This is a genomic window from Bacteroides sp. AF39-11AC, assembly GCF_003474285.1.
Lineage (GTDB): Bacteria > Bacteroidota > Bacteroidia > Bacteroidales > Bacteroidaceae > Bacteroides.
Genome location: NZ_QROH01000001.1, coordinates 731,264 through 746,933 on the forward strand (window position 1 = coordinate 731,264; position 15,670 = coordinate 746,933).

Here is a 15,670-nt window from a genome sequence, read left to right on the forward strand (position 1 = left end):
ATTAGGCACGGATTACGCGGATTACACGGATTAATAACTGCATACAGTAAGAAATTTGTGTAATCCGCGTAATCCGCGCCTAAAAATGAAAGTATGGACAGAGAACAAAGCGTACAGCACTTCCTCGACCTGATTAAGAAGTCCCGTCGTGGCAAGTTCAAGATCTACATCGGCATGATTGCCGGTGTAGGTAAGTCGTATCGGATGCTCCAGGAAGCCCATGAATTGCTGGGCAACGGTGTAGACGTGCAAATCGGCTACATCGAAACCCACGGACGTGCTGGGACGGAAGTATTATTAGAAGGGCTCCCCGTTGTCCCCCGCCGTCGGATATTTTATAAAGGCAAGGAACTGGAAGAGATGGATTTGGAGGGTATTATCCGTATCCATCCCGATATTGTCATTGTAGACGAACTGGCGCATACCAATGTAGAGGGCAGCCGAAACGAGAAGCGCTGGCAAGACGTGATGGCTCTGCTGGACGAAGGTATCAATGTGATTTCCGCCGTCAACATCCAGCACATTGAAAGCGTCAACGAAGAAGTTCAGGGTATCTCCGGTATCGAAGTCAAAGAGCGTATCCCTGACAGTGTATTACAGGAAGCGGATGAAGTGGTGAACATCGACCTCACTGCCGAAGAACTCATCACCCGCCTGAAAGCCGGTAAAATCTATAAACCGGAGAAAGTACCCATGGCGTTGAATAACTTCTTCAAAACCGAGAATATCCTTCAATTGCGTGAATTGGCTTTGAAGGAAGTAGCGTTGCGTGTGGAGAAGAAAGTGGAGAATGAAGTGGTCGTTTCCAGTGTAGGAGTCCGGCATGAGAAGTTTCTGGCATGCATCAGCAGTAAGGAGAAGACGCCCCGACGCATCATTCGTAAGGCGGCACGTCTGGCAACCCGTTACAATACTTCTTTTATAGCCCTATATGTACAAACACCCCGCGAGAGTGCTGACCGTATCGACCTGGCAAGCCAGCGCTATCTGTTGAATCACTTTAAGTTGGTCACTGAGTTGGATGGTGAAGTGGTTCAGGTACAATCCAAAGATGTATTGGATGCCATCATCCGTACTTGTAAAGAGAGACAGATCACTTCTGTTTGTATGGGCAGTCCTTCTTTCCGTTTACCTCAATCCTTGTTTATGGTGTTGAAATACAGAAAATTTGTGAATGATTTAGCTCAGGCAAACGTAGATTTGATTATACTTGCATAAAATTTAATTCATCAGTGCATTATGAATATTCGTACTAAATTAATACTCAGTGTAGGCATTCTGGCCGGTATGATCATTCTGCTGGTTGCTCTCTCCGTAGTGAATCTTCAGATACTGACAGCTACCGAACCGGACAGTCCTGCCGCCATGCCCGGACTGGAACGTGCTTTGCTGTGGATTTCCGTTACAGGTGCTATTTGTATTCTTGCCAGTATCGTGTTGCTGGTCTGGCTTCCCCGTTCCATCAATAAGCCGATTCAGGAACTGACGCGTGGTATTCTTGAAATCGCCAATCATAACTATGAGAAACGTCTGGATATGAGCGGACACGAGGAATTCCGCCAAGTGGCCGATAGCTTCAACAGTATGGCTGAGCGCCTGGCAGAATATCGTGCCAGTACGCTGAACGATATTCTTTCTGCCAAGAAGTTCCTTGAAGCCGTTGTGAACAGTATTCATGAACCTATTATCGGTCTGAATTGCGAGCATGAAATACTCTTTATCAATAAAGAAGCACTCACCGTGTTGAATCTGAAGCGTGAAGATGTAATTCGCCACTCTGCCGAGGAACTTTCCTTAAAGAATGACCTTCTTCGCCGTCTGGTTCGGGAGCTGATTACTCCGGGGGAGAAGAAAGAACCCTTGAAAATTTATGCGGATAATAAGGAAAGCTACTTCCAGGCTTCTTACATCACCATTATGAATACGGATGCCGATACGGATGAACCGCAGAACCTGGGTGATGTGATCCTGCTGAAAAATATCACCGAATTTAAAGAGTTGGATTCTGCCAAAACTACCTTTATCTCCACCATCTCCCATGAACTGAAAACGCCAATTTCAGCTATTCTCATGAGTTTGCAATTGTTGGAAGACAAGCGGGTAGGCGCTCTGAATGATGAGCAAGAGCAATTATCAAAGAGTATCAAGGAAAATGCCGACCGCCTGCTGGGTATCACCGGTGAACTTCTGAATATGACGCAAGTAGAGGCAGGAAAGCTTCAGATGATGCCGAAGATAACCAAACCTATCGAACTTATAGAATATGCTATTAAAGCCAATCAGGTTCAGGCAGATAAGTTCGGTATACAGATAGAAGTGGAATATCCGGAGGAAAAGATGCCCAAACTGTTTGTGGATAGTGAGAAGATAGCCTGGGTGCTGACGAACCTTCTGAGCAATGCAGTCCGTTATTCAAAGGAAAACGGACGTGTTGTTATTGGTGCCAAGCGTGATGAAGACTTTGTTGAACTGTATGTGCAGGATTTCGGTAAAGGTATCGATCCCCGTTATCATCAGAGCATTTTCGACCGTTATTTCCGTGTGCCCGGCACAAAGGTACAAGGTAGTGGATTGGGACTTTCCATTTCAAAAGATTTTGTGGAGGCACATGGGGGAACACTGACGGTGGAAAGCGAATTGCGGAAAGGAAGCAAGTTTATTATGCGGCTGAAGGCATAAGAAATAGTGATAAGTGATTAACTGGTTGAATGATATGACCTGATGGGAGAGTTAATCACTTATCACTAAACGTTAAGCACTATCTTTTCACTTCATCCCACTTCGGCGGATTCCCGTTCATCAAATGACGTACAAAGAAATCATAGCGTTTATGTTCCCCGAAGTCTTCTCCCATCGTGTGGTGTGCACCGGGAATCACTACCAGTTCAAAATCTTTGTTGGCTTTTATCAGTGCGTTCACTACCTGCATGGTTGAGGCAGGATCTACATTGTCGTCCAGTTCGCCTACCACCAGCATCAGGGGGCGGCTCAGCAAATGGGCATTCTCTACATTCGATCCTTCCTTGTATTGATCTCCTACGGGATATCCCAGCCAGAGTTCGTTCCACCAGATTTTATCCATGCGGTTGTCGTGGCAGCCACAGGCGGAATAAGCGGCTTTGTAGAATTCGGGATGCAGCAGCACGGCAGTGGTGGATTCCTGACCTCCGGCAGAACAGCCGTAGATACCTACGCGATCCATATCCATATACTGATACTTCTCTCCGGCAGCTTTAATCCAGGCGATGTGATCGGGAAGTCCTGCATCTTTCAGATTCTTGTAGCATACGTTCTCGAATTCACGTGAACGGAAAGAAGTTCCCATTCCGTCTACCATGACGACGATAAAACCGAGTTCGGCAAGGGAAGTCATGTACCAGTTGTACGGAATGAATGTTTTGGGGACATACTGGTCGCCGGGACCTTGATAGATATATTCAATCACCGGATACTTCCGGTTCGGGTCGAAATTGGTAGGGCGTACAATCAATCCCCACATATCCGTTTTCCCGTCGCGGCCCTTGGCGGTAAATACTTCCGGTGCTTTCCAGCCTTCTGCTTCCAGACGACTGATATCGGCTGTCTCCAGCGGCATCACCACCTTGCCATCTTCGGCACTGCGCAATACGGTAACAGGAGCTTTGTTTATCATAGAGTAAACGTCTACCAGATAATTCATATCTCCCGAGAACCAGGCACGGTGCATTCCTTCTTCCGGAGTAAGGCAAACCAAGTCTTTCCCGTCGAAACCAATGCGGTAATAGCGGATGAGATAAGGGTCCTCACCGGGTTGTACACCATTTGCGGAGAAATAAATCTGTCGGTTGTCCTCGTCTACGCGGAGCACTTCGCGCACATACCATTCGCCGCGGGTTATCTGATGGATGGGCTGTGCGGTAGTGCGGTCGTACATGTACAGGTGGTTCCAGTTATCCCGTTCGCTCATCCAGATGATGTGCTTGTTGTCCTTTAGGTCGTGACGGAAACGGCGGGTATAGTTCACGTATTTGTCAGAGGTTTCTTCTATCAGAGGACGCACGACGCCTGTCTCGGCAGAGAGTTCAAGTACACGATATGCCTGATGTCCGCGCTGGTTGTACTCGAAGGTAACGGAACGGCTGTCCGGGTTCCATTCGGGACCGTATATTTCATACTGCCGGTCGAAGAGGTCGGTGCTGGGGATGATGCCTCGTCCTGTTTCAACTTCATAAATGCAAGGTATCTTGAAAGGAAGTTCGTCTCCTGGTTTGGCATATTCCTGCTTGTGCAGCTTCGGTTGGAGTTGATCTGCCGGAGAAGACTCTACATAGTACACATAGCGTTTCTCTACCGGGCGGATTTTGCAGGATGCCACCTTCTTGCTGTCCGGAGACCAGCGGATATAAGCTGAGTAATAGTTGCTGAGTGTACCGTCAAGGCTCAACTGCTTCTCTTTTCCCGTGGCAAGTTCCTTCACATATACATTCTGATTTTTGATATAGGCGGTATACTTTCCATCGGGTGAAGTTACGGGAGCGGCTTCTTTTTCGTCATCCCGCTCCATCCAGTGCTTCTGTGGTGCATTACGGTCGGGCAGGCTGCCTTCATTTACCAACTGATTCTTGCGGGTGGTGTACATCCAGCGCTGGTTGCCGAATACAAAACGAAGCGTATCTAAGCTCGGGTTCACCCGTAGCCGTTCCAGTTGGATTGCCTCGGGCTTTACTTCTTTGCCGGATGCGTTGCTCAGTGCACTTGCCAGACGCTTGTGGTCGAACAACTCCTTTCTGTTTTTCTTGTCTGCGTTCACCGATACGTAGATACGGCCTTCGGGCGTATTGCGTACATACCAGAACTGATGTGTGCCTTCTATCCACTGCGGCGTGACGTTGGAGTAGAAAACTTTGTTGGCACTGAATTTCTCTCTCAATGCGTAGGCACGGTTATAATCGTCCACCGTGCCTTGTGCGAAAGCCATGCCCCCGCTAAGGAGCATGGCTATCGACAAACCTAACTTACAAACATTCATATCTAACTAACCTTTATTGTACTTCCCATTCATAAACACCTGCTGCATGTTTGTCCGGCAGGGTGATTTCCAGTTTTACTGATTTAGTCTTCACGGGATCAAAGTTTACGGTGTTTCCCGCACCTTTTACAACGCCATATTTGTCGGCACCTGTGACGGGGTGCCACTGGCCTTGTGCATCTTTATAATATACCTTCCAGCTTTTCGGTACACGGCAACCGCCCCAGGGAGCATCATCGAACCAATATACGGTGGAACTTGATACGGTAGCTTCTGCCGGGAACTCATACGTGATCCATTCCGTAGTTCCCTGTTTGGGCCACCAATGATAGTAGGGCAGGGAGCGGTCGTTTTCATCTTTCGGAACCAGGCGGTCGTTGATGGCTGAAATGGAGCTTGCGCGGTGGGATGCGTCTATTTTACTTTCCGAAGCCAGTGTGGCAGGCATGGCAGGGCGGGATGCGCTCAGCTCTTGCGGCAACCATACTTCCATAGCTCCCGAACCACGGTGGGCCCATGCGTAGTAAGGTATCAGTGTCAGGTTCACATCGGTAGTGGTCAGGCGACCCTGATCGTCATAGCCAAGTGTCTGTGCGCCGGTCTTCAATTGGTTGATGCCATACAGCAGATCGGGCTTTTCTACCACTTCAAACTTAGGGTTGCGGTTCATGAATACGCTGAAGATGTCGAAGTTGTTATCCGGGAATTCTGCACAGTATACAATCGGTCCGCGTTCTACGGCAATGCGTCCGCGGTCGGCTTCCACCTTATTGTTGGCTTTCACGGTGCGCGGTTCCATGTCGAAGTGTACTTCCACCTTATCACCCTTTTTCCAACGGCGGTCGATGCAGAAATAGCCATCCTTCAGTTCATTCTGTACGGCTTCTCCGTTTACTTTCACTGTGTACTTCAGACGCTTGCCGTCACTATAGGTATACAGGTCGCTGGGAACTACCTGACCCCGAACCCATCCGGGAATACGGACTTTCAGGTTGAAGGGGCCGGCGTTATTCTTGTTGATGTCGATGGTGATGTCACCGTTCCACGGGTATTTGGTGGTTTGCTCGATAGAAACAGCTTTGCCACCCACTTTCAGGTCGGAAGTATTGGACATGAAGAGGTTAACGTAAACGTCTTTATCCTTCACTGCGTAGATATACCCCGGCAGGGATGGAATGAAACGGCAGATGTTGGACGGGCAGCAGGCACAACCGAACCAGGGCTGACGTTGATGCTGTCCCATACTTTCCAGTGGGTTGGGATAGAAGAAACCGCCGCCATCTAAGGATACGCCTGAAATCAGACCATTGTATAAAGTGCGTTCCAGTACATCGTAGTATTTGGATTCACCGTGCAGGAGGAAGAGACGGTAGTTGACGTACACGTTGCCGATGGCAGCACAAGTCTCGCAATAGGCTGACATATTGGGCAATTCGTAGTTCTTGCCGAAAGCCTCTCCGGCTGCTGTGGCTCCGATACCGCCGGTGATGTAATATTTCTTGCCCACGATATTATCCCAAATGCGGTCGATGGCATGAATATAGGCAGTGTCTCCCGTCAGGGCGGCTACATCGGCCATACCTGCATACATATAGGCAGCGCGAACGGCATGTCCCACAGCTTCATCTTGCTGAACCACCGGTTTATGTGCCTGGCTGTATTCATCGGTACGGCTGGTATATCCACGCTGGTCGAGGAAGAACTTGGCCTGGTCGAGGTACTTTTGGTCTCCGGTGACCAGATAAAGTTTGGCAAGTGCCATTTCAGCGATCTGGTGTCCGGGAACGCGGATTTGCTGTCCTTCGCCTGTACCGATTTCACGGCATACGCAGTCGGCATATCGGATGGCGATATTGAGGAAGTTCTTCTTCCCGGTAGCCTGGTAGTGGGCGATGGCGCCTTCCACCATGTGTCCCAGGTTGTAGAACTCGTGGCTCAGGTCTTCTACCTTTTCCCAACGTTTGCTTCCCGCCCATTCATGGGGATGTTTCGGATTCATGGTTCGGCTGGTGTAGAGGTAGCCGTCCGCTTCCTGTGCGGCGGCTACGATGACGAGCACGCTGTCGATGTATTTGGCCAGTTTCTTATCGGGATATGTCTGCAACAGGTAGCTGGCACCTTCGATGGTTTTGTATACGTCCGTATCGTCGAAAGCCAGTCCGCCTACTTTAATGGTATCACTGGGGTGGGCTGCGTTGACGAAGTTCTGGTATCTTCCGGTTTCCTCGCACTTGCTGAATGCCAGGGGGATGGTTACCTCTCGGCTCGCGTTGAGGCGTTGTCCCCAGAAGGAGTCGGTTACTTTCACCGAGGTGAAAGGTACGGGATCGATGGGATACCCGTGCGATTGGTTTTTCACTTGCGCCTGGCTGCCTACGGTGGCGGCAACCAGCAGGGTGGTAACTAATACTTTTCTCATGGTTATTATTCGTTTTATGGTATTATTTCTTGATTGGAATATATTCGTCCCATAGTTTCAGTGAATGCAGGTAGCCCGTGAACGGCCAGTTGCGTTCTGCATTCCGTCCCAATGTTACGTATTGTGATGGCTTTATTAGTAACTGAATGTCTTTTTCGCTAATTAATTTACCATTGATATATACTTGTTCCATGCGGCCGTCGAAACAAATATAGATATGCTGCCATTTGCCTTCAAGCGACTTCATGTCCTTGTAACCGGCATCCTCGTACCAACCATAGTGGTTGATGACACCGCATCGGGGTTCCGTACCGCTTACGAGCATAATCTTTTCCAATTCGTCATGCGAAGTCGTGAAGTCGACTACACATTCATTTTCAGCAATGGAATCATTCAGTAACCAGGCTTCCAATGTATAGGGGGCATTGTCCAGCAAGGTTGCAGGCAGGGAGAAGTTGGACTGGAATACCTGCTGCCCATCAAAGCTGAAACTTTTCTTCCCTTCCACTTCCTTGATGATGGAGGGGGCTTTGTGGGCTTCGAAGTATCCTTCTATTCCATGATTGGAAAGATAATGTACGGTGTCTCCTGCGGCGAAGTCATCAGCGGTGATGCTTACTACCAAGCCATGCTTTTGCTGGTCGGCAGCCGGTAAGCGGACGATATCCGTAGTGGTATCATATTCCTGTTCGGCAGGTGCCTGTTTCCAGTTATAGTAGCGCAGATTAGTGATGATTAAGGGTTCGGCTCCGCTTTGAAGCGAAATCACACCGGATGAAAGGGCGGGTTCCGCTTCGTAGCTTTGCCATCCACCTAACCTATGAACTAACCCACTAATTGTATGCTCTTTGGAGGGAGAAAGTAACGGATGACGGTATTCCAGCGTAGTGCCCGGTTCGAGAACCAGTGCGTCGCGTCCGTCAATGCGCTCGGTGCGGGCTGATCCTGCTTTCAGGATAAAAGCACCTCCTAACATTCCTTCATTGTTCTGCCATTCGCGGCCATTCCAGTCGGCGGCTGTCAGTCCGAGCCACTGTTGGGGGGCGGAATCTTCGATACCGGAAAATATCTTGATGTTCCAGATAGCGCCACCGAAGCCATTCTTCTGTCCACCGGTATAGGTGAGGCGTACAAAGCGGGCTTTGGCTTTGCCGAAATCTACCATCGGGCTGCCTGCCAGATGATTGTTCCGCTTGTCGGCAAAGATATTCCAGCGTTTACCGTCTGTTGAAGTTTCAATCAGGTATTGATAGAACTGAGTGCCATATTCAAATTGTGTCCAGATCGTTTGTATCTGCTGGGGGCGTCCCAGGTCTATTTCAAGCCATTCCTGTCCCATGCCGCGCGGACGCCATAAAGTTCCGTTGTTATCATCTACGGCATATTCGGGACGGAAGTTGTCATCATAAGAGGAAGAGGCACGCACGCTTTTACCAAAGGCGAGGTTGGTTGATTTAACAACGGAAGGAGCCAGTGCACCTACGCCTTCATGGGTAGGGGTAATTTTTTGAATCGTTCCGTCTGCATTGAATGTCATGCGGTCGATGCAAAGCTGGCGGTGGAAGCCACGGTTGGAGTGTGGATTATCGTGGCGGTGATAAACGATATAGTAATCATTACCTTCCTGGAGGATACTGTGATGTCCGGGACCGTGAATGGTTCCGTCAGTATTGGTTTCGAGGATGCAGCCGCCATAGGTGTAAGGACCCAGAGGCTTGTCTGAGGTGGCATATTGCACACGGTATGTGTGGTCGTGGCAGGAACCGGAGGAATACATAAAGTAATAGGTTCCATTGCGTTTGATTACAAAAGGTGCTTCGAAGAAATCGGTGGCTTCGGTATTGGGGATGAGGCGGGTTTCGGTAAAACTCTTCAAATCGGGAGCTAATTTTCCGGCACCGCAACCGAAACCTTTGTAAATGCCCCAGGTTCCCCAGTACATATAGACTGAACCGTCATCGTCCACAAATGTTTGTCCGTCCAGAGTGATGGCATTTGTTACGAAACGGTCGGGGATAAGGACCGCTTCGCTATCGCCCAGGATATTCTTCCACGGACCACGGGGAGTTTCACTGACTCCACAGTGGATGATACAGGGCTGGCAATAGAAGTAGTAGTACTTTCCGTCAGAGTGCTGCATCACATCGGGTGCCCATATCCAGTGGCTGTCGGGCCAGTTCATGGGCATCAAGGTCCAGTTTACGAAGTCCTTGCTTGTCCATACTTGTGCGGGGCCAAAGCCTGCACCACTGCCATCGGTAGTGGCGTACATATAATAAGTATCACCAAACTTTTTGATAGTAGGGTCGGCGAAATATCCGGGAATTACGGGATTGCCGGCACCGGGAGTATTGAAAGCGGCCTGCGCGAAGGCGGAAATGACTCCTATTAAGAGGGAGGCGATTACAAGGACAAGTTTGTTCATATTTGTTTTTGTTATTTGATAAATGATAAATTAGTAGGAAAATGATAATTAGAAGTATCTCAGTTCTCCTCCTTCCAGGAGGAGTACCCGCAGGGGGAGGTGGTAGGTGCAACAATAGCTACGTGACTAATTTATCATTTGTGTATTTTATTATTAATTGGTATCTCTATTTCATAAAAATATTCTTTCAACAGCTTGTACATTTCCGAATCGTAGGCTTTCAGCTTTACGCGACGATTCATAGAATTGTGTATACCATTGGCAGGATCAGCGTAACGGTTACAGTTGAAGAAAGACTGTACACATTCCGCAAAGTATTCTTCTTTGTTGCTTAATGCGTAAGTACCGGCCCATAGTCCTTTTTCTCCAGCGCTTTTCCACAATGCTTCCAGTCGGTCATTGAAATCCGGTTCCACACCTGCAATTCCTACCATATGTATCAGATGGGCAAATTCATGAATCAGAATATTTTCGCCCGTATATTTATCTTGTGATAAAGCCAACAGATTCTCTTCCCCGCAACTGGCGGAGAATTCATCTTCCGGTGCCCCACCGAAACCACGGGCACGCCAGTTCCAGTATGCAATGCTGTCCGGCGAATTGCAGATATGTGCAAACTCCGGTAAATCACAAGTTTCTTCGTCTTTACCGATAACCATCACATGGCACCCTTTTTTCACCATATGCGCTTTTACATCCGGACGTTTTGATAGCATCAGACTGATGATATCACATGCTTTTAGTAACGCTTCATCACTTACCCTTTCGGAGGAAGTGACATACAATCCCTCAGTTTCAATGTATTTCTTATAAAAAGAAGGGATATTCTTTCCCTCGGGTATGGACGTTACTTCACCCCGCACCGGACACCATTCAAGCTTCATCGCGAATCCCCCGCCCGAAGCTAAATGTATCTTTATCCGGCTGTTTTTATCTATAATCAGTTTCTCTGTACGATAATCTTCCGCTTGTTTATTCGCATTAATACCATCAGCAAAAAGCGTGGCTGTATAGCGAACATTGGAAGGCAGGAACGAAAAGGCAAATTCTATATCACGTTCATCCCAGTTTGTCATCCCGCCAATGTACCAGTTGACATCTTTCTTTCGTACACTAACGATATATTCTCCCATTTTACCTGCGGCGATAAAGGTGGAATCCGTCTCTACGGGAATTGAAGTGATGAAGTCCACACATTCCTGTTCATTCAGATAATTCGTCGGAGCATCGCACAGCATGGTGAGCGGAGAATCGTGTACAATATAGGTGGCCAACTGATGACAACGGGTTCCCATACTCATCGGTGAGTAATAGACGGCGCGCCAGTCGGCTTTCGTTGCATTGCGCATGGCACCCGGAGTATAGTCTACCGGACCTGCCATCATACGGATATACGGAAAGGTCACATTGTAAAGTGGCATGTTATTCTTGATATCCGTCCACTTCACTTCTTCCATACCGAACAGGCTCTCAAAGTTGATGATATTCGGATAAGTGCGATTGATGCCTGTAGGTTTGTAAATGCCATGGAGGTCGAGTGTCAACTTATGTTTTGCCGTAGCATCAGCGATGCGATATACCATTTCAACAGCAGTCTGATCATCACGATCCAGAAAGTCTACTTTGAAGCCTTTGATACCCATTCCGGAGTACTTCTTGCAGGCAGCTTCCAGTTGTTTGTCGAGTACATTGAATACTGTCCAAAGAATAATATCAACTCCTTTCTGTTTTCCGTAGGCGATTAGTTCCGGAAGATTCAGTTCGGGTACAACGATCAGCATATCACCACTTTTCGGGTTATACCAACCCTCGTCGAGCACTATAAACTCTATATCATTCCTGCTGGCAAAGTCTATGTAATATTTATAGGTATCCATATTGATACCTGCTTTAAAGGGGACACCTTTCAGATTCCAGTCATTCCACCAATCCCAGGCTACTTTTCCGGTTTTTATCCACGACGTGTCGCCTATGCGGTTGGGAGATGCCAATGCATACACCAGATTATTAACAGGCATATCCGTATCCTTTTCAGTGACAGCCAGTACGCGCCAAGGATAAGTACGTGCACCACTACTGCGTGCTATGAAATCACTGGTTTCTGTTACATACTCCTGCATACGCCAGGGATAGAAATCTGTTTGGGTAGGGTAGGGGGCAAAAACACCTTTTAGCCCATATCCATCTTTCTGAGATTCTACAAACATTCCCGGATATGCTTCAAGATCAGATTCCAGTAGAGTTAATTTGGTTTTACCGCAGTCCACTGTAACGGGTAGGAAAGCTACTTTCGGCTGTGCCTTCGACAATGGGGTAACATCGTATATATTTTGAAAAGCCATTGCCATTGGCTTTTTGTCATTCGTCGTATAAGGAAGATAAGCTGTATAATCTTGATTAAAGTTGAAATCGGCTATTTCATCTTTGATTGTAACATCTGCTGTACGTGTGGTATAGAAACGGTAGGCTACTCCATCATCATAAGCGCGGAAAGTAACTCCAAAACCACCTTTCAACTTCAAGTCGAGTTCATTGCATGTAGCAACGAACTCCTTGAAGCGGTAGAAAGGGGATTCTACATTATCTCTGATCTTTTTCCTTTTTATACCTGTTACCTGAGAATTGTTTCCTATTTCGGTTCCGTCGGTCAGAACCAAGCCTATGTTAGAAAGAGAGAGAATTGTATCCTTTTCGTGCATCACCTGATAAGATAGTTTGTCTCCGGTACTGATTTCTACTTTCAGTTTTCTGTCGGGAGATGCCAGTGCGTATTTCTTTCCTGTTGCTGCCTCGATTGAATTATTTCCGCAATACAGAAATAGGGAAATAACGACTAATTTGAAAGAGAGGTTGTTTTTCATGATTCGGTTAATTCTTATTTGTCTGTCTGCAAAGTAAAAGAAAAAAGAGCGAACGGAAGGACTGAATAATATAATGTAATAAAAGAATAGTCCAAAAGATGCCTTTCTGTAGCCCTCTCAATGGCTGTTTGTAGTATTCTTGTATTCGATTGGATTATTTTTTCATCCATTTGCGTGTGCTTATCTGATTCTTATTTATCTCGTATTTAGGGCGTAGCTTCTTTGTACCTTCTCCTTGTATATAGAAAGGAGTAGGTAGGGAGAAGATAGGGAGTAAGTAAGGAGAAGGTAAGGGGAAAGTGAAGAGGTGATGTGAAATGAGGGAAATTTAAAATATCGTCCAATGGGATAAAACAATAATCCAAATCTTCTTTTGGAGCTTCATGCTTCGACTATTCTTTTATCCTTATAGATTATTTTTTCATCCTGTTAACAGGAAATCCCTTTCCTTTGCCGTACACTAATGCTAATGATTTAAAAGCACATATATAGTATGATGAAGAAACGAATTCAATTCCTTTTCGGTAGCATTGCCCTTCTGGGCATGAGTGCTTGCAGCAATTCCTACGTTAAGCCCGATGCACCGATAAAAGAAGTTCCCTTTACTCAAGTTCACCTGAATGATAACTTCTGGACTCCACGCATTGAAACCAACCGTACTGTTTCTATTCCTTCCGCATTTAAAGAATGTGAGAAGAACGGGCGCTTCGATAACTTTGCCATAGCCAGTGGTCTGATGAAAGGAGAACATCGCGGTGACTTTTCTTTTGATGATACCGATCCTTATAAGATTATAGAAGGAGCCTCTTATTCGCTGGCTGTGAAATATGATAAAGCGCTGGATGCTTATCTGGATAGCGTTATTACCTTGATTGCTGCTGCTCAGGAACCGGATGGCTATCTTACCACTTGTGTTACTAATAAATGCTATCGCCTTTCCGGTTGGTGGGGAAAGAGCCGTTGGGAAAAGATTAATAGTCATGAACTTTATAATAGCGGTCATTTGTATGAAGCTGCCGTTGCTCATTTTCGTGCGACGGGGAAGCGTAATCTCCTTGATGTAGCTATCAAGAATGCCGACTTAGTATGTCAGGTCTTTGGTCCGAATGAAGGACAGAAGCATGTTCCTTCCGGTCATCCTATCGCTGAAATGGCCCTCGCTAAATTATATAAGGTGACAGGGGATGAAAAGTATTTGAAGATGGCTAAATACTTTGTAGAGGAAACCGGTCGCGGAACAGACGGACATCGTCTTAGCGAATACAGCCAGGATCACAAACCTATTCTGCAACAAGATGAAATAGTAGGTCATGCCGTACGTGCAGGATATCTTTATTCCGGTGTTGCCGATGTAGCTTCATTAACTCAGGATACAGCTTATTTCAATGCTTTAAGCCGTATCTGGGAAAATATGGCAAGTAAGAAGCTTTTTATAACCGGTGGTATCGGTTCACGTCCGCAAGGTGAAGGATTTGGTCCTAACTATGAATTGAATAACCATACCGCATACTGTGAGACTTGTGCTGCCATTGCCAATGTGTATTGGAATCACCGTATGTTTCTGGCTACGGGTAATGCCAAGTATGCCGATGTACTTGAGCGTGCTCTTTACAATGGAGTTATTTCGGGTGTTTCACTCAGTGGCGATAAGTTTTTCTATGATAATCCGCTTGAGTCTATGGGGCAACATGAACGCCAGCATTGGTTTGGTTGCGCTTGCTGTCCGGGTAATGTAACGCGTTTCATGGCTTCTGTACCTTTTTATATGTATGCTACTCAGGGCAATGATATTTATGTCAATCTCTATATCCAGAGTAAAGCCGAATTGAATACGGAAACTAACAATGTAAAATTGGAACAGACCACAACTTATCCGTGGGATGGTAAAGTCAGCATTTCCGTTAATCCCGAAAAGGAACAGGAATTCGCTTTGCGCGTTCGTATTCCGGGATGGGCACAGGATGCTCCTGTACCTACGGACCTTTATTCGTTTACTGATAAGGCAAAGGCTTACACTATCTCCATTAATGGCAAGAAAGTAAATGCCGCGCAGCTGGATGGCTATGCTACGATTCTCCATGACTGGAGGGCTGGAGATATTGTGGAAATTAATTTCCCGATGGATGTCCGCCGTGTGAAAGCGAATGATAATGTAGAAGATGACCGTGGTAAGCTTGCTATTGAGCGTGGTCCAATAATGTTTTGCCTGGAAGGTAAAGATCAGGCTGACAGCATTGTCTTTAATAAGTTTATTCCTGACGGTACTTCAATGGAGGCAACTTACGATGCTGATTTATTAAACGGTGTCATGGTATTGACTGGTACAGCTAAGGAAATAGAAAAAGATGGTAGCGTCAAGGATGTTCCTTTCAAAGCCATTCCTTATTCCACTTGGAACAATCGTGGTGCCGATCAGATGGCGGTGTGGATTCCTGAAGCTGCAGAATATGCCCGTCCTACTCCGGAGCCAACAATCGCCAGCAAGGCACATACACTGATGATACAAGCACCTATTCAGAAAGATGCTCCTGAATCAGCTTCAATTGAAACCTGGGCATGGGGTGTGAATGACCAGTGGGAACCAAAGCGCTCATCGGATATTTCTAAACCTTATCACTACTGGTGGTTGAGAAATGGAACACAGGAAACTTTGGCTTATCAATTTGACCAACCTTATACGATTTCAAACGTAGAAGTGTACTGGCTGGATTTAGATCATTATGACGGGGATTTCCGAGTGCCGGAAAGTTGGAAACTCTACTATAAAGATGGCAAAAGCTGGAAAGAAGTAGAAGCTTTGAACGAATATACGGTAAAGAAAGACTGCTACAACAGCCTTGATTTCAAACCGGTGAAAACGACAGGACTGAAAATAGCTGCCCAATTGCAGAAAGGTGCATCGGGTGGGGTTATTGAATGGAAAGTAAACTAATCCATTTTTAAAAATTAAGAATTTG

General features: G+C 46.6%; 7 protein-coding genes. 3 read left to right on the forward strand and 4 right to left on the reverse strand.

What is annotated here, in order from left to right; all coding sequences use genetic code 11:
* Nucleotides 1-93 precede the first annotated feature (93 nt).
* Both DW036_RS02430 and DW036_RS02435 read left to right on the forward strand, forming a co-directional pair.
* Nucleotides 94-1,218 carry a sensor protein KdpD gene (locus DW036_RS02430; protein WP_118461019.1) on the forward strand — a complete coding sequence of 375 codons (1,125 nt, stop codon included), beginning with the start codon at nucleotides 94-96 and terminating at the stop codon, nucleotides 1,216-1,218.
* 21 nt (nucleotides 1,219-1,239) lie between these two features.
* Nucleotides 1,240-2,679: a PAS domain-containing sensor histidine kinase gene (locus DW036_RS02435; protein WP_118461021.1), complete on the forward strand. Its 1,440-nt coding sequence runs from the start codon at nucleotides 1,240-1,242 to the stop codon at nucleotides 2,677-2,679.
* A 79-nt stretch (nucleotides 2,680-2,758) separates the two neighbouring features.
* Here the strand turns inward: DW036_RS02435 and DW036_RS02440 are convergent, their stop codons facing one another.
* From DW036_RS02440 to DW036_RS02455, 4 genes are all read right to left on the reverse strand, one after another.
* Nucleotides 2,759-5,008 carry a S9 family peptidase gene (locus DW036_RS02440; RefSeq protein WP_118461023.1) on the reverse strand — a complete coding sequence of 750 codons (2,250 nt, stop codon included), beginning with the start codon at nucleotides 5,006-5,008 and terminating at the stop codon, nucleotides 2,759-2,761.
* 13 nt (nucleotides 5,009-5,021) lie between these two features.
* Complete coding sequence (locus DW036_RS02445; RefSeq protein WP_118461025.1) at nucleotides 5,022-7,427, reverse strand: beta-L-arabinofuranosidase domain-containing protein; 2,406 nt, start codon at nucleotides 7,425-7,427, stop codon at nucleotides 5,022-5,024.
* A gap of 22 nt (nucleotides 7,428-7,449) precedes the next feature.
* Nucleotides 7,450-9,852, reverse strand: a complete 2,403-nt coding sequence (locus DW036_RS02450) for a family 43 glycosylhydrolase (RefSeq protein ID WP_118461027.1) — start codon at nucleotides 9,850-9,852, stop codon at nucleotides 7,450-7,452.
* Nucleotides 9,853-9,986: 134 nt separating this feature from the next.
* Nucleotides 9,987-12,713, reverse strand: a complete 2,727-nt coding sequence (locus DW036_RS02455) for a glycoside hydrolase family 97 catalytic domain-containing protein (protein WP_118461029.1) — start codon at nucleotides 12,711-12,713, stop codon at nucleotides 9,987-9,989.
* Nucleotides 12,714-13,209: 496 nt separating this feature from the next.
* Between DW036_RS02455 and DW036_RS02460 the strand changes: the two genes are divergently transcribed.
* Nucleotides 13,210-15,645, forward strand: coding sequence for a glycoside hydrolase family 127 protein (locus DW036_RS02460; RefSeq protein ID WP_118461193.1), 2,436 nt, complete (start codon nucleotides 13,210-13,212; stop codon nucleotides 15,643-15,645).
* Nucleotides 15,646-15,670 lie beyond the last annotated feature (25 nt).